This window comes from Spirochaetota bacterium (assembly GCA_030154445.1).
Taxonomy (GTDB): domain Bacteria; phylum Spirochaetota; class Brevinematia; order Brevinematales; family Brevinemataceae; genus Brevinema_A.
On the sequence record JAGUQW010000004.1, the window covers coordinates 119,680 to 138,997 of the forward strand.

General features: G+C 28.6%; 19 protein-coding genes. 8 read left to right on the forward strand and 11 right to left on the reverse strand.

Annotated features, from left to right (window positions below; genetic code table 11):
• Positions 1-63: 63 nt before the first annotated feature.
• Both KFW21_02525 and KFW21_02530 read right to left on the reverse strand, forming a co-directional pair.
• Positions 64-1,053, reverse strand: a complete 990-nt coding sequence (locus KFW21_02525; GenBank protein MDK2818307.1) for a DNA cytosine methyltransferase — start codon at positions 1,051-1,053, stop codon at positions 64-66.
• A gap of 5 nt (positions 1,054-1,058) precedes the next feature.
• Entirely contained in the window at positions 1,059-1,895 is an 837-nt protein-coding gene (locus KFW21_02530; protein ID MDK2818308.1) for an NgoPII family restriction endonuclease, read from the reverse strand.
• A gap of 509 nt (positions 1,896-2,404) precedes the next feature.
• Between KFW21_02530 and KFW21_02535 the strand changes: the two genes are divergently transcribed.
• From KFW21_02535 to KFW21_02555, 5 genes are all read left to right on the forward strand, one after another.
• Positions 2,405-3,019 carry a hypothetical protein gene (locus KFW21_02535; GenBank protein MDK2818309.1) on the forward strand — a complete coding sequence of 205 codons (615 nt, stop codon included), beginning with the start codon at positions 2,405-2,407 and terminating at the stop codon, positions 3,017-3,019.
• Positions 3,020-3,032: 13 nt separating this feature from the next.
• On the forward strand, positions 3,033-4,301 hold the full coding sequence (locus tag KFW21_02540) for a PTS sugar transporter subunit IIC (GenBank protein ID MDK2818310.1): 1,269 nt from the start codon (positions 3,033-3,035) through the stop codon (positions 4,299-4,301).
• A 232-nt stretch (positions 4,302-4,533) separates the two neighbouring features.
• Complete coding sequence (hemW, locus tag KFW21_02545) at positions 4,534-5,673, forward strand: radical SAM family heme chaperone HemW (GenBank protein ID MDK2818311.1); 1,140 nt, start codon at positions 4,534-4,536, stop codon at positions 5,671-5,673.
• 20 nt (positions 5,674-5,693) lie between these two features.
• A complete protein-coding gene (locus KFW21_02550) occupies positions 5,694-6,410 on the forward strand; it encodes an SIMPL domain-containing protein (GenBank protein MDK2818312.1) in 717 nt (238 codons plus the stop codon).
• Between the two features lie 58 nt (positions 6,411-6,468).
• Positions 6,469-6,786 carry a hypothetical protein gene (locus KFW21_02555; GenBank protein MDK2818313.1) on the forward strand — a complete coding sequence of 106 codons (318 nt, stop codon included), beginning with the start codon at positions 6,469-6,471 and terminating at the stop codon, positions 6,784-6,786.
• A 47-nt stretch (positions 6,787-6,833) separates the two neighbouring features.
• Here KFW21_02555 and KFW21_02560 read toward each other — a convergent pair whose 3' ends face one another.
• Both KFW21_02560 and KFW21_02565 read right to left on the reverse strand, forming a co-directional pair.
• Positions 6,834-7,973, reverse strand: a complete 1,140-nt coding sequence (locus KFW21_02560) for a M15 family metallopeptidase (protein ID MDK2818314.1) — start codon at positions 7,971-7,973, stop codon at positions 6,834-6,836.
• 30 nt (positions 7,974-8,003) lie between these two features.
• Positions 8,004-8,651 (reverse strand): (d)CMP kinase, encoded by a 648-nt coding sequence (locus KFW21_02565; GenBank protein MDK2818315.1) that lies wholly within the window; start codon positions 8,649-8,651, stop codon positions 8,004-8,006.
• 79 nt (positions 8,652-8,730) lie between these two features.
• On the opposite strand from KFW21_02565, the gene KFW21_02570 reads away from it, so the two are divergent.
• The gene (locus KFW21_02570; GenBank protein ID MDK2818316.1) at positions 8,731-9,219 is read left to right on the forward strand and encodes a hypothetical protein; all 489 of its coding nucleotides are present in this window, start codon (positions 8,731-8,733) and stop codon (positions 9,217-9,219) included.
• An 18-nt stretch (positions 9,220-9,237) separates the two neighbouring features.
• Here KFW21_02570 and rsfS read toward each other — a convergent pair whose 3' ends face one another.
• Genes rsfS through KFW21_02585 form a run of 3 tightly spaced genes read right to left on the reverse strand, consistent with a single transcriptional unit; the run spans position 9,238 to position 11,198 of the window.
• On the reverse strand, positions 9,238-9,720 hold the full coding sequence (rsfS, locus tag KFW21_02575; protein ID MDK2818317.1) for a ribosome silencing factor: 483 nt from the start codon (positions 9,718-9,720) through the stop codon (positions 9,238-9,240).
• Complete coding sequence (locus KFW21_02580) at positions 9,721-10,539, reverse strand: hypothetical protein (protein ID MDK2818318.1); 819 nt, start codon at positions 10,537-10,539, stop codon at positions 9,721-9,723.
• Between the two features lie 17 nt (positions 10,540-10,556).
• Positions 10,557-11,198 carry an outer membrane lipoprotein carrier protein LolA gene (locus tag KFW21_02585; GenBank protein ID MDK2818319.1) on the reverse strand — a complete coding sequence of 214 codons (642 nt, stop codon included), beginning with the start codon at positions 11,196-11,198 and terminating at the stop codon, positions 10,557-10,559.
• Positions 11,199-11,443: 245 nt separating this feature from the next.
• On the opposite strand from KFW21_02585, the gene recA reads away from it, so the two are divergent.
• Positions 11,444-12,433: a recombinase RecA gene (recA, locus tag KFW21_02590; protein MDK2818320.1), complete on the forward strand. Its 990-nt coding sequence runs from the start codon at positions 11,444-11,446 to the stop codon at positions 12,431-12,433.
• Between the two features lie 24 nt (positions 12,434-12,457).
• Positions 12,458-13,687, forward strand: coding sequence for a bifunctional ornithine acetyltransferase/N-acetylglutamate synthase (gene argJ / locus KFW21_02595; protein MDK2818321.1), 1,230 nt, complete (start codon positions 12,458-12,460; stop codon positions 13,685-13,687).
• 33 nt (positions 13,688-13,720) lie between these two features.
• Here argJ and KFW21_02600 read toward each other — a convergent pair whose 3' ends face one another.
• The 4 genes from KFW21_02600 to KFW21_02615 all read right to left on the reverse strand — a co-directional run bounded on the left by KFW21_02600 (position 13,721) and on the right by KFW21_02615 (position 19,213).
• Entirely contained in the window at positions 13,721-14,158 is a 438-nt protein-coding gene (locus tag KFW21_02600; GenBank protein ID MDK2818322.1) for a hypothetical protein, read from the reverse strand.
• 36 nt (positions 14,159-14,194) lie between these two features.
• Positions 14,195-14,848: a hypothetical protein gene (locus KFW21_02605; GenBank protein MDK2818323.1), complete on the reverse strand. Its 654-nt coding sequence runs from the start codon at positions 14,846-14,848 to the stop codon at positions 14,195-14,197.
• An 89-nt stretch (positions 14,849-14,937) separates the two neighbouring features.
• A complete protein-coding gene (gene serS, locus KFW21_02610) occupies positions 14,938-16,215 on the reverse strand; it encodes a serine--tRNA ligase (GenBank protein MDK2818324.1) in 1,278 nt (425 codons plus the stop codon).
• Positions 16,216-16,225: 10 nt separating this feature from the next.
• Positions 16,226-19,213, reverse strand: coding sequence for a hypothetical protein (locus tag KFW21_02615; GenBank protein ID MDK2818325.1), 2,988 nt, complete (start codon positions 19,211-19,213; stop codon positions 16,226-16,228).
• Positions 19,214-19,318: the final 105 nt, after the last annotated feature.

A 19,318-nucleotide genomic window follows, 5' to 3' on the forward strand; every position in this document is an offset into this window, starting at 1 on the left:
ATCTCCCCTGTATATTGTCAAGATGTACACAATGATTCATTGATTATAAAATAGTTTTTCATTTTATATGTTTAAATCTCGTTTTATCTGCATTGCTATATGGTATCCTAAATTTACAGGAACTGCATTCCCTATCATTTTGTAACCTGTTGCTACATCTATATATTTAAATATAAAGTCATCTGGAAACGATTGAATCCTTGCACATTCTCTTACAGATAATCGTCTGTATAAATCTTCATATCCCTGTTTAAAGATTTGTTTATCTTTTTCTATCTTAATCATTTTAGGAGCCTGAGGGTGTATAGGAGCATGTCTTCCCCCTGCTTGTATGGTAAAAGATGGCTCATCCCAACCACGCACTCTATTCCTAGACATAAAGATTGTTGAAAAAAAACCTGTCATATACTCATGATTGAAAATTTTTAAGTTTTTATTAGCTTTATTCTTATCAAGAGCTGGAACTGCTTTATCGTTTAGATCCCAAATAACATCTTTTAATATATTGTTTTTTTTGTTAACAACAGGATCTATTTTAAAAACTTTTGTTGTAATATCTTTTCTATAACCAACAAAAACAACTCTTTTTCTATCCTGAGCAACATCATAATCGTGTGCATTTAATAGTTGAAATGAGATGTTATATCCTATTTTTTCAAAAGAGTCTACTATAAAATCAACAAAATTTTTGTGTTTTGAATGTAACATTCCTGATACATTTTCAGCTACAAAAAACATAGGCTTTTTATCACGAACAATTCTTATATAATCTAAAAACAATTGTCCTCTTTGATCTTCCTGTCCTAATCGTTTTCCAGCCTCGCTAAAACTTTGACAAGGTGGTCCACCAATAATACCATGTATATTATCGGGAATTTCATTAGACAAAATATTTCTAATATCTCTTGTTTCTAAAGGTGTGTTCGGAAAATTAAAACGAAAAGTATCCCAAATAGTTTTATCAAATTCATTTGCCCAAGCAATTTGAAAACCTGCTTTTTTAAATCCTAAATCTAGACCACCACACCCAGAAAATAATGAAACAATATTCATCATTATTATAATTTCCCAATAAAAATATGTTTTGCCTTTAACAATTGAGCTGGATTGTTGGGATTTTTAATTTCAATATTTTTTATACTAATAATAGAAGAATTTTCTATCTCTTGCCTATTTTTTTCTGGGAAAGACATATATTTATTTTCTAAAATAATACTATTTAAAATATTGTTATTTAAGCCTTCAAGATAAGAAAAAACTTTATTTGGATGTTCTATTCCCCACATACCTCTAATACGAAAATATGTGATTTCTAAAGGATCTACTTTATTAATCCTCCCAAGTTCTTGTGTCTCAGAAAATTCAACACCCTGTATGTCGTTTATACCGTTAGCAATAAAATCTTTAATTTTTTGATATGTAGCATAATCGGCTGCATAACAATCTCCATACAAAAACCACAAAGAGTGAATCTCATTTGTTTTGTTAATATTTCCAATCGTATAAATTAGATCTTTTTCTATCCATTTATCTTCACATTCTCTACACGCTTTATTGATAAGAGGGTCATTATTATATAATTTATTTTTAGGGAAAGAACTATTCAAAGCTATAGAACTAGAAGTGCTTTCTAATTTTTTAACCTCAATAGCATCACTATCTTTTAAAATAAAATCAGGGGAATTGTTAGTGTTTCCTAAATAAGAAAAAAAATGTGTATATATTCTATCTTTATCTTCTTTTGATAGATGAATAGAATCACAAAACAAATCTTTAATATAGTATTCCAGAATATCACCTGTTACTTGTATTTTATTTTTACTTCTATAATGATCTACAATGGATATATCTTTATTTTTAGCAAAATTAAGTATAGCTTTTAAGATATTTGCCATATTGACTCCAATTTATATTTTATAAATTATATCATATTTAGGATAATATATCAATCGAAACTAATCTAACTACAAACTAGAAAAATTCTTTTAAAACTAAAAAAGATTGATAATCTTACAATTATATCGTATACTTAATGATGGTTAATTCATTTGAGGTAGTAGCTCTTTAAGAGTCACTCGATAGGACAAACGCTAGTATTATGCTAGCGTTTCTTTTTACCTTATATAAAGTTTTAATCGAAGAACTGGTATCTTGTCCTGTAACAAAAGTAAATAATTCAAGATTATTACTTGTTAGCCATATAAAACCATGGGCAGAATCCAATAAAAATATCTTGACAATATAATAATAATATGCTATTATTATATTGTCATACTATATCTGCGTATAAGATATAGTAAGGTAAAGCAATTGAAGAATTTCATGTTCTTTAATAACGATGATTCCTATTTTTTATAGGGATCTTTTTTTTAAATACAATTAAACAATTATTAAAGGAGAACATATGAACACACCATTTATTAATGATCCATGGGCTAAAATAACTACTAGAAATGGATTTCAAGGAGATGAAATAATTTCATCTTTACAAAAATCAATACGCAGAAGTTTAACAGAAGAGGCTTGTCAATTCGCATATGAAATGTACATAACTTCTCCTCAAATGGAAGAGAAATTATGGAGAAGATTGATTGCTATTTCCGTAGAAGATATTGGAATGGGCGATATTAATGCTAGTCAAATTATTAATAATCTTAGCCAAATGAGAAAAAATTTCGCTTATAGTGATGGGGATAGATCAATATTTTTTATTCATGCTATCAGATATCTTTGTGAATGTGAAAAAGACAGATCTACTGATCTTTTAAAAAATATTATCATCAAAAGCTTTGCAATGGGCAAAATTCCTACGATTCCAGATTATGCACTTGATAAACACACAGTTCGAGGAGCAACAATGGGAAGAGACTCTTTTCACTTTCTAAATGAAGCTAGTATGGTCGTACCGCAAAAGAAAGTTTCTAATAACTACAAAGAGCGATATAATAAAATTTTAGAAGAGTATAACCCAAATAAGGTTGTTCCTTCCGCCTTTAAGTTTAATACATGGCAAGAATAGATAGGAGTATGTTATGAAAAGTTTTATGGATAGATTACTAATTTTTGGAGAAATAATAGGTAATCAACGACATTTGCGTTCTATTTCTACCGGTATGATGATGACTTTACCATTTATGGTTGTTGGCGCATTTTTCTTAATTATTGCAAATCCCCCAATCCAATTAGATTTAATAGATATCAATACTTCTAATATTTTATTACAAATATTGATAAATTGGAAAAAATTTACTATAACCCATTATGATGTGTTGGTTACACCTTTTCATTTAACAATGGGAATGATAGGATTACTCAATGCTTTTACTATAGCATATACCCTTGCACAAGAGTATAAACTTAATACTACAATTTCAGGGCTTATTTCTACTATTACATTTTTAATGGTCGTTGCACCTATAGAAAATGGAAATATTTCTATAGAATATTTAGGTACTAATGGATTATTTACAGCGATTATTGTTTCACTTTTATCTGTTGAAATCACTAAATTTATAAAAAATAAAAAAATAGAATTTACTCTTGACAAGTCTATTCCACCTGCAATAGCTGTATTTATTAATTCTCTATTACCATTATTATTGAATATATTAATAATATATGGAATAAGTTTAGTTGTATTTTCTATCACGGGCGTCATTTTCCCCGTATTTATTATGGAGTCTTTATCTCCTGTGTTATTTATAGGAAATAATTTATTTGGCTATATAGCAATTTTAGTATTTGGAAATATTTTATGGATTTTTGGTATTAATGGAACTTCCATTATTTTTCCTATTCTATTTTCCTTAGGAATTAATAATACAGGAATTAATACAGAATTATTTAATAGTGGACAAGAACCAACTATGGTAATGAATCTACAAATGTTTAGATATTATGCATTAGGAGGAGCTGGTAATACTTTGGGACTCACCTTACTTATGTTAAACAGTAAAGTTGCTCAAATGAGAACAGTCGGCAAAATTGCAATTATCCCTGGAATCTGTGGTATTAATGAACCTATTATTTTTGGATTGCCTATTGTTCTGAATCCAATACTAGGGATTCCCTTTATTTTAATGCCTATTATAACTTCATTAATAGGATTCTATGCACAAGAATTAGGATTTGTTTCTTTAGGATATATGGTTGATCCATCTTTTACACCATTTTTTATTCAGATGTTTTTATCTGCTTTAGATTGGAGAAATGTTCTATTATCCTTCTTCATAGTTTTTGTTAGTGTTCTTGTTTATTTACCATTCTTCAAACTCTATGAAAAACAAATCTCTCCTAAATAAATAGCTATTTAACAAAATAGTAAATCAATTAGTTATAAAAAATAAAAAAGATTGATAATCTTACTATTATATCGTATAATTAATTATGGTTAATTCATTTGAGGTAGTGGCTCTTTAAGAGTCACTCGATAGGACAAACGCTAGTATTATGCTAGCGTTTCTTTTTATCTTTTATATTGATTCTATTTTTACTTTCTTTTATAATAGACAAAACCACTTCCAAGGATCTTATATGAATCTGTCTCGAGTTTATCTTCACTACCCTTTTTGTACCAAATTATGTCACTATTGTAATTTTGCAGCTGGTGTATCGACTACAGATAATTTTACTAATCAATATTACACAGCACTTCTCAAAGAGATTGCACATTACAAAACAAAATTTGATTTCTCCCAAATCACCTCTCGTTCTCTTTATTTTGGAGGAGGGACACCCTCGTTGATACCTTTGGATCAGCTTGAGAATATTTTTTCTCATTTCACATTAACACCTGAAACAGAAGTTACTTTAGAAATCAATCCTGAAACGGTTACTTACGAAAAAGCAAAAATTTGGCATCAATTAGGGATTAACAGAGTATCTCTTGGTTGGCAAACAATGAATGCGGATACTTTGAAGTTTTTAGGGCGTACTAGTACTCCGCAAGATAACATCAAAGCTTTCGAAATACTTAGAAATGTTGGTTTTGATAATATTTCTGTTGATAGAATCTTATCTATTCATAATGATACCGACAAAGAGTTTTTTGATGCTATTGAACTCTACAAACCTGATCATATATCAACTTATCAATTATCAATAGAAGATAAAACCGTACTATCTCTATGGACAAAACAAAAGAAATATCTCCCCCTACTCGACGAAGAGGCTATCCAAATTGAATCAATTACAGACGATCTTTTGGAAAGTTTGGGGTTTAGCAGATATGAAACATCTAATTATGCTCAATTAGGTAAAGAAGGTCAACATAATATGGGATATTGGAATTATGATTATTGGCTAGGATTAGGATCGGGTGCAGCGGGGTTTTTACCTGATAATGGTCATGGATTTCATTATAGAAATCATTTCAAATTTAGAGATTATTGTAATGATCCTATAGCCTATGAAGAATCCGAACATATTAATCTTTATACAGCAATTAAAGATGCACTCATGTTAGGAATTAGAAAGAAATCAGGAATAGATAAGACAAAATTAAGCCAAAGATTAGGAGTAGCTTGGGAAAATATATTCACTGATACGCCTAGTCCTGAATATTTTATCAACACAGAATCATTTCTTATTTTAAAAAAAGAAATGATTCCTCTCAGCAATCCTGCAATTTTATCATTATGGAATATTATTCATCCTGATATTTTAAATAAATAATACTATCAAAGGAGTTTATTATGATTAAAAAATTATTAGATATAAAAATACTACTTAGCATTAGTATTATTTTTGCAAGTAGTATTTCTGCCTTAATTTTAGGTAATGCAATTATCAAATTTAAAACACTAGATAGAAGTGTTACTGTTAAAGGTTTATCAGAAAGAGAATATCCAGCAGATATTGTTATTTGGCCTATTGGATTTAGTGAAACAGCTAACAATTTAACAATTCTATATAATACCTTAGATAATAATAAAAATATTATCACTAATTTTCTTATTAAAAAAGGATTGTCTATTGATGAAATTTCTATTTCATCACCACAAATTACAGATAGACAAACTCTTACTTACAATGATAGTACTAGTGCATTTCGTTATATTGCAAAACAATATATTACTATTCGATCAACTAATATTAGTTTTATCCAACAATTAATGTCAGACTTACCAGAATTAGGCAAAAAAGAAATAGTATTTTTAGATAAAAATTATGATAATCCTATCCAATACACTTTTTCTAAACTTAATTCTATAAAACCAGAAATGATTGAAGAATCTACAAAAGAAGCAAGAACTGTTGCTATGAAATTTGCAACGGACTCACAAAGTAAATTAGGAAAAATTAAAAATGCTTCTCAAGGACAATTTACTATAAGAGATAGAGATTTTAACAATCCTCATATCAAGCTAATTCGTGTAGTATCTACAATAGAATATTATTTATCTGACTAAAATTGTTGAATATAATAATAAATTAATTTATAATATATATAAAAAATAAGGATGAATAATGATTTCTTTTAAAAATAGTAATTTAGAAATTATTCGGGATTTTTCAGAACAACAATTTCTTTCACATAAACAATTAATAGAAGATATAGAATCTGAAAATAATTTTGGTGATACTGGTATCCAAACATTATTGGATAATTATCTCACTTTATTAAATAAGATTCAAACAGAACATAAAAAAAATATTGAAGAATTTTCACTTTCAAAAAACGAAGTTTTTCTCTACGATATGGTAACAGAAGTAGCTCGTCTTTGTTACAAGCATTCTTATGAAACATCCTTAGATAATAATGATTGGGAAGATGAGTATAATTAATTATTAACTTAAAAAAAACCTTACAAAATGTAAGGTTTTTTTATATTTTATATATTTGTATTTTCTTCTTCTATTTGATCACTCAATTTTTCTATAAGTACAGGTATTCTTTGTTGTGATAATAATATTACATCATAGCCATTTAATAATAATATTTCTGGTTTATATTCAAAGTGCATAGTATCATAAAAATTCCATTTTCCACCCCATATAAAACCATACTTTTCAAAAATTTGAACAACAGAATTAGGAGGATTCCAACGAACGCTAATAGGCTCTCTAACCCAATCAATTTTCAGATTCTGTCTCCAAAGCCAATATATTGCTTTAATAGAATTTTCTTCTAAGACATCAATAGCCACACCATAAGAATGTAAACTTCTTGATTTTGATCCAGCAATTGTTCTCCAAAAAAAGGAATATACTATCGTGCCTTCTTTAAGAAATTTTTTCACTTCTTTTTTATATAAATCATCATTTGTCAAAGCATAAATTTCTATTTCTACTTGTTTCAAAGCTTCATAAGCAAATTGATGAATTAGTATTTGTTTTCCTAAAAAGTATCCTTTCATAATTTGCGTATTTGTATCTGATAAACGACTCATACCGTATAGAGCTTGATTGAAACCATAGTAAGTAGGTTTTCTTATCCGCCTATAATGTTTTGAGCTCTGTTTTTTGATAAGGGCAATTTCAGCTTTCGTTCTAGTCTTAGGATTAGGTATTTCTTTAGGATAAAAATAAACAGTATTTGAACTAAAATATTTCCAATTCTTTCTTTCTTCCTCAGGAAGAAAACGTCCATTCACATTATAAAAATTAGTTCCTCTAACATTAATCGCAAGATCTGGATAATAGGGATTCTCTAAATCAGACACTTTTTGTACGATATTAGGATAAACAGAAAGTAAGGATCTAAACACATTAGAAACGGAAAAATTCCCATCTTCTATAAATGATTCTTCTTTTTTTTCTTCCGTATCAAACACATTTGTATTGATATTAGTATTTGTGTCAGTGTTTATATTAACAGCTACAATATTTGTATTAGTGACATCTATTATTTGTATAGAATTATTTTCTATTAATTCAAGACTACTTTTTGAATCAATAATATTTTTTTCTTGAGCCTGTACAAATGAAATTTGATTGGTTAGTAATATTAAGTATATTATATATTTAATCACTATGTTAACTCCTTTATAAAAAACATTTTATCACACAATGCGTTGAAATATTTCTAACATTTTTGTTAATACTTTGTCTAATGATAACTCACTAGTATCAATAATATAAGCACCTTCTGGAATACAGAGAGGGCTGTATGTTCTAGTAAAATCTTCGAAATCTCTTTGTATAATTTCTTGCTCAAGTTCTTTAAGATCTTTATGAATATTTTTTTCTAATAATTGATTGTGCCGTCTATGAGCTCTAATAGCAGTGTCAGCATTCAAATAAAACTTTAAGGGAGAATTTGGAAAAACATTAGATCCCATATCTCTTCCCTCTACTACCATATTTTTATCTTTAGCAATTTTTCTTTGTAAATTACACATTTGCGATCTCACAAAAATATGCGGACTAACATCTATAGATGTTAAGATATCAATTTCAGATGTTCTAATTTCTTTAGTGACATTTTTATCATTCAACCATACTTCATTATTTCGAAAAACTAATTTCATATTGAGAATATCTTGTTGAAATTGAACATCATTCAAAGATAAACCTGTTTCTTTTTTCAAATATGCGACACAACGATACATTGCCCCTGTATCTAACACATCATAATTTATTAATTTTGCAAATTCTTGAGATATCGTGCTTTTCCCAGCTCCTGCAGGGCCATCTATGGTTATAATCATTTTGACCTTCTTATTTGACGATGATTTAATAAAATAACTATATTTAGTCTGTTAGTGTATAAAACACAAGGGGTATATCATGAAAAAAATATTGCTTTTACTACTATTACAACCATTTTCTTTAGTATTAGGAATCGATGATATCAGTGTAAAATTATTAGAAGGAGAATGGTGTAGAACTTATAGTGTTTATAGACCTTGGACAGATGATAATCAAGGTACTTTTTCATATTATGAAGAAGTATTGATGTTTGATACTAATAATATTGTGTTTATTTATGATAGTAGTTCTGAAGAATCTCAAGGTAAAAGTGTCTATACTATTCTTAAAAGAAATAATAAAGATTTTATAGTTTTTCACAAACCTGATCAAAATCCCAAAAATAATACCATTCAAATAGAACAAGGATTTTTTGTCACAATAACATACGATAATAATGAAGTTGAGATTCTGACTTTAACAACAATCAAAGAAGAAAAAAAGAAAAAACCATCTAGTATTAGTTATAAAAAAATAGAACAAAAGACAAAAAATATTCAATTTATTACACCTCAAAATAAATCGTAAATAGATTGTAAGATATGTTTAATTTTCATCTTCTGTTTCTAATATTTTAATAAATTCTTGAGCTTCATCTTCGGTAAGTTGATCAAGAATTCCTTCTAAATCTTGCTCAGAAAGCTCTTCCTCATCAAGATCTTCAGCAGGTCTTGATGGCAAAGAACGAGCATGAACGATAGCATTCATCAAACCATCTAGATCATAAAAGTTTCTTTTTTCTTCTGTTAAAATATGTACTACTAAATCACTACAATCTAATACTAACCAGCCTTCAGAATAGTCTTCTGTACGGTTTTGCACGGTATATCCAGCTTGTTTCGCCATCAAAGATAAACTCCTACGAGCAGCATCTAATTGAAGATTGTGTGTTGCTGTGCCAATTAATATAGCATCAGTTAAAGAACTTAAGCCTTTCATATCATATATTTGAATATCTTCCATTGTCAATCTTAGACACTCTTCTTTCATTTGATTTATTAATTGTTGTAATTCTGGGATAATTGCCATTTACTCTTCCTTAAATCTATTTTTAATATTATCTATTGTTTGAATTCTAACTGTCGTGTCCATTTCTGGTAGTACTATTGAAAGCACTTGAGCAAATTCTTTATTAGATAATGATGTTAAAAAAGTTCTTTTTTTGAAATCATTCCATAATTCTAAATCTTGTTTGGCTTGTTTTCTTACTGAAACACTTTTTGAAGTTTCCAATTTTTTGATACTATTAAAAATATCTACCGTACCTGTAAGATCTCCTTGTAAAAAAAGATCCATACTACGATATTTTGCTAAAAATACTAAAATATCATATACCACTACATAATAATTAGCAGGAAATGATATTGATCTATAGTATGTTAGTATCTCTTCATCTGTAAAGCTATTAAATCCAAAATCTTTGCGAGCATTATTAAAAACTGATTTTTTGGCTACAAAAATAGTATCAGGTAGATTTTTTTGAATAAATTGAATTTGTTCTTCTTCAGATAAGGATCTCATAAACTCTTCATAAGAAAATTTTGCAAGATCTTTTAATAATACATTGTAAAAGAAATGAACTGTTTGTGCTCCATCAAAACTCATAATAGCTTCGTTGATACGAACTTCACGAATTTTTTGTTTGAAATACAGATCATCGGCTTCTTTTTGATCCAAAATCAACCCTAATTCATTAATTTTATTTTGAGCAAACATTTGTTCTTCCGTATTATTTAATAATTGATGCCAGTACTTTATTCTTGTTTGTAGTCTATAAACTTCTCCCTCTATAGCACAAGAGGAAGTCGCTATTAATAAAGTAATAATTAATAAATTATATTTTTTCATTGTTTATCCCCATTATTTTATTCAAAAATATTATCATAAATTTGGGATTCTTCTGTAGTATTAACAATAAATTCTTCTGCTCCATATTCTTTATTAAATTCTGAATAAGAAAGAGTTAATTCTGTAACATTACCCACTCTAGATGTCGCCTTTACACGCCTTATAAGACCTTCTTTATCTACTATCATGTCAATACTACGAAAACTAGTCGTATTGATTTTGGGTTCAAAAATGATTTGATAAGCAGGAATAGATCCATATTTAATCTCTAAACCAGATCTTGGTGCTGTTGCAATATATTGTCTTTTTAATTTTTGAATATTCCAACCTGTTAGAGGATTAGTGCTTTCACCCATTTTTTGACGAGCAATAAGATCACCTTCTTGAATCCAAATAAATTTACCATCTGATACAATTTTTTTATCTATAGGATCTGATTCTGTACCAAATTGCATTAACAATTTGTTAGGCACTACATAAATTATATAGCCGGAATAAGAATTTTTATCTTTTTTATAAACAAATTTTCCTTTGAAACTTTTAATTTTTGATGATGCTTTTTCTATAATATCAACAACAGAAGTGGCATTAAATACTACTATAGATTGAGGAAACAAACTCATTGGTAATGCAATCATAATCAGTAATAAATATTTCATTAATCCTCCAAAATATTAAAATATGATGTGTAGAACATATTATAACTAATAAATCAATTTCATGCAAGAATAAATGTCACTAATTAAATGCTGCTATAATATTTATTGTTATTTACAAACAATTATGTTATAATATGATTCATATTTTACATTTAGGAGTTTCATAAGTGAGTGAAGAAAAAAATACCCCACCAGTTGAAAAAAAAACTAGCGCATCAGCTAAGTTAGAGGCTGCTAAATCAGAAATTTCAGATGACAAAAAAAAAGCACTAGAAGCAACTATAAATCAACTTGAAAAACAATATGGCAAAGGCTCTATTATGCGTCTTGGATCTAGAGAGATCGAAGCTATTCCTGTTATTCCTACGGGGGCACTCACTTTAGATTTGGCTCTTGGTGTTGGTGGTATACCTTACGGTCGTATTACTGAAATTTATGGACCAGAAGCATCTGGTAAAACAACTCTTACTCTTAGTTTGATTGCAGAAGCACAAAAACAAGGTTCTACTTGTGCGTTCATTGATGCAGAACATGCTTTGGATTCTGAATATGCTAAAAATATCGGTGTTGATATTGATAACTTACTCATTTCACAACCTGATAATGGAGAGCAAGCTTTAGAAATAACAGAAGCTCTTGTTCGTAGTGGTGCTGTAGAACTTATCGTTATTGACTCTGTCGCTGCACTCGTTCCTAAAAATGAAATTGAAGGTAATATGGGAGATTCTGTTATGGGAATGCAGGCTCGTTTAATGAGTCAAGCCCTACGAAAACTCACTCATATTGTTAGTAAAGCTAAATGCTCTATTATTTTTATTAACCAAATTCGTATGAAAATTGGCGTAATTTACGGAAGTCCTGAAACAACAACAGGTGGGATGGCATTAAAATTTTATTCTTCTATCCGTATTGAAATTCGCAGAAAAGAACAATTAAAGCGTGGAGATGAAGTTGTTGGTAATCTAGTGATTGCCAAAGTTATCAAAAATAAAATGGCGCCACCTCATAAAAATGCAACTTTTGAAATTCGTTTTGGAAAAGGTATTTCTAAAGTTGCCTGTATTGTTGATGCTGCTACAGAATTAGGTATTATTGAACGAAAAGGATCTTGGTATTTCCAAGGGGAAGATCGTATCGGACAAGGGCGAGACAATGTTATTCAATTACTTGAAGACGACTCAGTAAAATTAAAAGAAATCGATATTCTTGTTAGAGAACAATTAGCAAATCGTTAATAAATTATTATAAAAGGATTAGTAATGGTTCAAATAAAACAGATCGAAGACGGTGTCACAGCTCCTAAAGGATTTCGAGCTACAGGGGTTTCTTGTGGTTTAAAAACAGGTGGATCTAAAGATATGTCTTTACTTTTAAGCGATAAACTTTGTAATGTTGCTATGGCTTTCACTAAAAATCGTATTCAAGGTGCTCATATTTTTATTGATAAAAAGCGTATCAACAAGGCATGTCATGCTATTTTAATTAATAGTGGAAATGCTAATTGCTTAACAGGTCAAGAAGGTATTGATAATGCTCAACAAATGATAAACTTAACAGAAGAACTACTAAACATTGAAAAAGGATCTTGTTTGTTGGCATCTACAGGTACTATTGGTGTACCTTTAAATATGACTCGTGTTAAATATGGTATTGAGCGTTTAATTAATGTTATTCCAAATGAAACAAATGTTAGACATTTTGGTTCTGGTATTTCAACTAGTGACACACGACAAAAAAATCTAGCTTATCAATTTAAAATAGATCAAGATGATATTGTTATTGGAGTATCAGCAAAAGGTGAAAGTATGATAAAACCTTGGTTAGAGACTATGCATGGAACATTACTTGCTTTTATTACTACAGATGCAAATATTTCCCAAGCCTTACTTCAAAAAGCTTTATCACTTTCTATTGCAAAATCATTTAATCGAATTTCTATTGATAATGATATAAGTCCTAATGATTCAGTATTTTTATTAGCAAATGGACAAGCACAAAATACATTAATATCAGAGGAATCTGATCCTAGATTTACTATTTTTGTAGATGTATTAAATAAAATATTAATAGATATTGCCAAACTATTGCTCAAACAAGGATTAGGGACAACTAAATTAATTCATTTACAAGTCAAAAATGCCGCTACTATGGAACAAGCTGAATCATTAATTAGATCTATTGCAGAATCTTATCAAGTAAAAACTGGATTTTTTGGACAAAAATCAGCATGGCAAAAAATTATTAATGTTATAGCTTCTAGTAATATAGATTTTGAAATAGAAAAAATGACTCTTCTATTAAATAATTTTATACTTTTTGAAAAGGGACAGCCTTACAGTTCTCATATTGCAATTGTTTCACAGATCATGAGTGCTATTGAATGTGCTATCACTATTGATTTGGGGATAGGATCACATAATACAGAATTATGGACTTGTGATTTGACACATGATTATATCAAATTTAATGCACTAACATCAGAAAGTTAATACTAATATAAAATTACCATATATTAATTTGTATTAAAAAGATGACGACTCTGTTATGATATTTTTATATCGTTGATAGAGTTGTTTTTTTGTTTTAAAATTTGGATCACCAGCCATTTCTAAAGATCCTACATATGGAATCCTTAAATAAGCTCCTAAAACTTGCTTACTTTCTGAAGAAAATAGAGTCAAATAAGGAACATTATCTCTAAGAGACAGCGTATAGCGTAATTTATAAGATGTATTTTGTAAATATTCATTTTCTTTGGTCATAATAGTCAAAGTAATATTTTGTCCATCTTGAAAAGTCAAGCGTTGCTCAGCACCTACCATTTTATTATCTGTAAAAAAATCTTCAGTAATATGAAAATAAGTCCACAAACCTTTTAATGCAGCATGATTAACTTGTTGTTCAGAGTAAGAAATATTTGTAATTATAAACATTAAAAATATCAATAGCATCTTATTCATAAAAGTCCTCTTTGTAGTTATTAAATTAATTGTTAGTTAGTCAAGAGTAACACTATCTGTCAACCCTTCTGGTATATTATAATTTGGAAAGCGTCTCCAATACATACTTTTTGCTGGTTCAAAATTAGGACTAGTAGACATTTGCATATAAGATTGATCAGATATAATCCGAATAAAAAAACCTTGTTTATCTCGTACTTTTTGAGACATAGGATCTTGATCTTTATAATGAAAAACAAAAAACATCGTGTTAAAAAAATCAAAATAAGTAACTTGTAATTTTCTCTGTGATCTAGAATGAACCGTACTTGTTGTCTTAACATCTTGTAACCACAAGCCAATACCTTTGTTATCAAAAGATAATATTTCTTCACTAATTGCAGGAATATTAAACAAACTCGTAGTTTGCGTATACACACGCCACCAAACACCTTGAATATGTGGAGGAACAAATAATGCTGTATCTCCAGTATAAGGATTCTTATCATCTACAAATTGTTTTTCAATATCTTCTAAAGTATTAGATGGGGTAAGAATTGAAGATATAATTTCTAAAGAAGGTAATGTTGTAAGAGCTGGCGGCGTAGGGACACTTATAGAATTTGTCAATGTTGAAAACACAGTTTCATTTGTTAATCCAAAGGAATAGCTATAAATGAGTAAAGATACAGCTAATATCATTGTTTTCATAAAAACCTCTATAAAATTTCTGTAAGTAATAAGTTATAATAACTTTATTGTAATAATAACTTATTAAATTTGTCAATTATATGATACCATTATAATTTTTCGATACGATCCATTTTAAAATAATCTTGTAATTTTTTTGGAATAATAATAGAACCATCTGCTTGTTGATGATTTTCTAGTATTGCAACTAAAGTTCTTCCAACAGCTAATGCTGAGCCATTTAGTGTGTGTACAAATTCTGTTTTTTTAGCATTTTCTGGTTTATAACGAATATTAGCACGGCGTGCTTGGAAATCCAAACAATTGGATATAGAGGCAATTTCTCTATAAGCCCTAAAAGATGGTAACCAAACTTCTATATCATAAGTTTTTGCTGCCGAAAAACCCATATCTCCTTGAGATAATACCACAACACGATATGGTAGTTCTAATTTTTGAAGAATTGCTTCTGAAGTTTCAAGCATTCTTTGATGTTCTTTTTCAGATTCTTCAGCTTTACAAATAGTTACTAATTCGACTTTATTAAATTGATGCACACGAATTAAACCTTTGGTATCTTTACCATAATTCCCCGCTTCTTTACGAAAAGATGGAGAATATGCGGTAAAACGACTTGGTAATGTAGAAATATCCATTATTTCTTCTCTATAAATATTCGTCAAAGCCACTTCAGCTGTTGGATTTAAATATAAATTAGAATCTTCTAATTTGAATAAATCTTCACCAAATTTTGGTAATTGACCTGTACCATATAAAGAATGATCCGCAACAACAAAAGGTACCCAGATCTGTTCTGCACCAAAAGAAATATTATGATCTAACATAAAATTAATTAATGCTGTTTCTAAACGAGCCCCTAAATTACGAAGTACAGGAAAACCTCTCCCTGTAATTTTAGTAGCTCGCTCTGGTTCCCACATATTAAGATTAGTCAATAAATCAACATGTGACAATGGCTCAAAAGAAAATTCTTTAGGAGTGCCATGTTTTTTGATTTCTATATTATCACTTTCCTCTTTGCCAACAGGTACATCTTCCATAGGAATATTAGGTATTTTTTCTAATATTTTTTTTAAGTGATCTTCATTTATTGTTTGGCATTCTTCTAAGGCAGACATATCTTTTTTAATCAATTCAGCTTCTTTTAATAATTGCTCTGCACCTTCATGATCACCCGCTCCTTTTTTTGTACCAATTTCCTTAGAAAGATCATTTCTTCTGTTTCTAAGTTCATCAGCTTTCAATTGAGCTTTTTTGCGTTCTTCATCAATAATAAGAGCTTCATCAATTTGATTTATTTCTGTACGAAATTTTAATAAGTTTTTAACTTGATCTGTATTTTTGGCTAATTTATTAATATCTAGCATTTTTATGCTCCTAAGATCTATATCGTTCTATTATCAATTCAACATAAGCTGAGGATACTTTTAAATTTTTAGCGATATCCCCTATGCTCCAATCTTTTTCGTATAAACGAAGAACATTTTTCACATTTACATCATCTAATCCACTCTCTTCTGTCGAAGAAAAAGGTGATAAACCTTGCTTTACTCCCATACGATCAACATTAGTCATAGAAATTGCTATCCATTCACGCATTTTTTCTAAACGCTTCATTTCTTCTTCAATATGAATCATCATGTGATCCAAATCTTGTAATTTTGAAACAGCTGTTTTAACTTTAGTTTGATCACCAGCTAATAGATTCATCTCTTTTTGAAGACTACCTAATTTAATTTGTATTTCCTGTGTAAATTCATTGATTTCATGCATACGAGAATGCATATCTTCAGAAGATGTCATAATATTCGAAACACTGTCTTCAGAAGATTCAATAGCACTTATCATATTATCAACAAATTGTTTTTTATTTTCTAATTGATTTAATGAATCTTGTAATTCATTAAACACCTCAAGATTTTTTAATAATAATTCTTCTAAAGATTGTGCATGTTTCCTTTCTTCAGTAAGAGAGGCAAATAATTGAGTCACTCCATTAGCTTCTTGAATAGCAGATAATAAAAATTCTTGTATTCTATCAGCTTCAGAAGAACTTTCTGCTAATTTATGAGCTTTGTTTTCTAAATCTTTCTTAAAGCTTTGTATTTGATCAATAGTATTATGACCTAAATCATATGATTCTTTTAAAGTTGTTGTCATCTGCCCTAATTCTTTTTTCATATTATTAATTTCATTGTACTGTTGATCAAGTTTACGCAATAATTCTTCTACATTCGATAAACGATCTGATTTTTTCACAAAATTTTGAAATAATTTCTCAACATCTTTGATCTTAACATTCAAACGATCTAAATCTTTTTGTGCTATTTGTGTGATCTCTTTTTCTTGATTCCATAAATCCTGTTTTAAATCTTTAATCTCTTGTTTTGCTTGATCTGTTTGTATAAGAAAATCTTCTTTACCACTTCTTAACAAATCACTAACATATTTTTTCAGATCATCAATTCTGTATTCCGCTTCTTGTGCAATTCTTTCAGCTTCTCTTTTTAGTCCAGCCAAAGAAGTATCTTCAATATTTGAAATAAAACGATGTATACTATCTATATCATTTTTCATGCGTTGAAATTCATCTCGACTTTCTGTTACGACTTCATCAAATCGTTCTTTCCATAATTCTTGTTCAATTCCGAAGTTTTTAACACCATCATCTAAAAAGTCTTTTACCGAAACAGTTAATTCATTTTGTAATTCATTCATATATGCGGTAACTTGTTGCAAGATAATTTCTGTACTATTTTCTCTATCTTTCTCTAGTTCTCTACTCATAAGTATAATTTTTTCTTTTTCATTATTAAACATTTCATTGATTTCAAGAAATTTAGAATCTAAATTTTTTACATATAAAAACTTAGATTGCACTACTTCTTCTAATTCTTCTGCTTTTGTAGACAATTTTTCAATATTTTCTTTATATCTTTTTTTGAATTCTTCTTCCAAAGATTTGGTAATCTCATTAATACTATGTTCCATACGCTCATGATTAGATTCTTTAAAATTATCTTCAATTCTCAACATATTTGTATTAGCTTTTTCTTGGAATTTTTCTTCTATTACTTTGATATTATCTTCAATTTTCAAGGTAACTATTTGAAGGGTATCTTCTGCATATTTTTTTGTATCTATAATAGTATTGTTTAATTCACTCAAATTTTCATTATAATTTTTTTCAGCCAATCCTAAATTTTCACTTACACGACTACCTAAAACTCGGATTTTTTCTTCTATAGCTTGTTCTTGTTCAACAAAAGCAGAATACAATCTTTCTAATTCTTCTCGTACCGATATAGTTTGTGAAGTTAAAGCTTCTTCTAACTGTGTTTTGACTTCCATACCACGATGTTCAATATCTGTATAAATATCAGTAATTTTCATATCTAACTCACGTGCTTTTTCTTGAGCATTAAATTCTAAATTAGTTTGAATTTCTATAGATATTGTAGATAAATTGGTGTTAAAATGTTCTATTTCATTACGAAGATTACTTTCTGCATTTTCAAAAAAATCTTTTTGAAAACTAAGAGTATTCTGGATACCATCTGATTGTTGTTGTGTATCTTCTTTAACTCTTTCCCACATATCATAAATATCTGTTATATTAGATTCCGTAATATTTTTTACCATTTCCAAATCTTTCTCACTATCTTGTTTTAATTGTTCTATACTATTTTGTGCATAATCTTTAAATTCACGAATTCTATCAGCCATCGAGCCCGACGCTGCACCTAATTTTTGAATTTGATCTTTCATTTCAATATCTTTGTCTGATAATTGTTGGCGTGCTTTGATTAAATAATCAGATAAATCATTTTGCATAGTATGAAAAAATCCATCTAACTCCTGTCGGCTTTGTGTTTTTATATCATCTGTCATATTTTGATAATCTTTAGTAAAACCAATCATCTTATCTTTGAGTATTTTCAATTCTGCTGTACCGTCTTCAGCTTGTTGCTTTATATTGAGAATCGCTTCCACTCTATCTTCAATATCTTTGAATTCAGCACGAATTGTTTTGTACTCAAATAGATCTTCTCCAACCAAAACTAACTCTTGTTTTAGTGCATTGTATAACTCTTGACCTTGTATAATCTCTTGATCAAAACTATCTAATTTTTCTTGCAAAACAGAAGTTAAACGATGCATTCTTTCAATAATAATTTCAGACACAATCATTTTATCAGCAAATTCTTTTTCTTTTTTTCTTAACATTGTTTCTATGTGTTTTTCAGATTGTTTCAAATAATCTTTTAAATTTTGCATATTAACATTTCTAATATCTGTATATCTATAATAAACAAGTAAGCCAACGCAAGTAAAAACACCAATAATACTAAAAATTTCCACCATTATCTACAAAACCTACTTATATATATACTTTATTTAATATTATATTATAAAAGATAAGTGAAAATATATCAAATACCATTCTTATTCTTATTGATTTTATATTAT

What these genes read in the sequence shown, in the direction of transcription:
- KFW21_02525 (MDK2818307.1), bottom strand. Translation starts at nt 1,053, where the DNA reads ATGAATATTGTTTCATTATTTTCTGGGTGTGGTGGTCTAGATTTAGGA.
- KFW21_02530 (MDK2818308.1), bottom strand. Translation starts at nt 1,895, where the DNA reads ATGGCAAATATCTTAAAAGCTATACTTAATTTTGCTAAAAATAAAGAT.
- KFW21_02535 (MDK2818309.1), top strand. Translation starts at nt 2,405, where the DNA reads ATGAACACACCATTTATTAATGATCCATGGGCTAAAATAACTACTAGA.
- KFW21_02540 (MDK2818310.1), top strand. Translation starts at nt 3,033, where the DNA reads ATGAAAAGTTTTATGGATAGATTACTAATTTTTGGAGAAATAATAGGT.
- hemW (MDK2818311.1), top strand. Translation starts at nt 4,534, where the DNA reads ATGAATCTGTCTCGAGTTTATCTTCACTACCCTTTTTGTACCAAATTA.
- KFW21_02550 (MDK2818312.1), top strand. Translation starts at nt 5,694, where the DNA reads ATGATTAAAAAATTATTAGATATAAAAATACTACTTAGCATTAGTATT.
- KFW21_02555 (MDK2818313.1), top strand. Translation starts at nt 6,469, where the DNA reads ATGATTTCTTTTAAAAATAGTAATTTAGAAATTATTCGGGATTTTTCA.
- KFW21_02565 (MDK2818315.1), bottom strand. Translation starts at nt 8,651, where the DNA reads ATGATTATAACCATAGATGGCCCTGCAGGAGCTGGGAAAAGCACGATA.
- KFW21_02570 (MDK2818316.1), top strand. Translation starts at nt 8,731, where the DNA reads ATGAAAAAAATATTGCTTTTACTACTATTACAACCATTTTCTTTAGTA.
- rsfS (MDK2818317.1), bottom strand. Translation starts at nt 9,720, where the DNA reads ATGGCAATTATCCCAGAATTACAACAATTAATAAATCAAATGAAAGAA.
- KFW21_02580 (MDK2818318.1), bottom strand. Translation starts at nt 10,539, where the DNA reads ATGAAAAAATATAATTTATTAATTATTACTTTATTAATAGCGACTTCC.
- KFW21_02585 (MDK2818319.1), bottom strand. Translation starts at nt 11,198, where the DNA reads ATGAAATATTTATTACTGATTATGATTGCATTACCAATGAGTTTGTTT.
- argJ (MDK2818321.1), top strand. Translation starts at nt 12,458, where the DNA reads ATGGTTCAAATAAAACAGATCGAAGACGGTGTCACAGCTCCTAAAGGA.
- KFW21_02600 (MDK2818322.1), bottom strand. Translation starts at nt 14,158, where the DNA reads ATGAATAAGATGCTATTGATATTTTTAATGTTTATAATTACAAATATT.
- KFW21_02605 (MDK2818323.1), bottom strand. Translation starts at nt 14,848, where the DNA reads ATGAAAACAATGATATTAGCTGTATCTTTACTCATTTATAGCTATTCC.
- serS (MDK2818324.1), bottom strand. Translation starts at nt 16,215, where the DNA reads ATGCTAGATATTAATAAATTAGCCAAAAATACAGATCAAGTTAAAAAC.
- KFW21_02615 (MDK2818325.1), bottom strand. Translation starts at nt 19,213, where the DNA reads ATGGTGGAAATTTTTAGTATTATTGGTGTTTTTACTTGCGTTGGCTTA.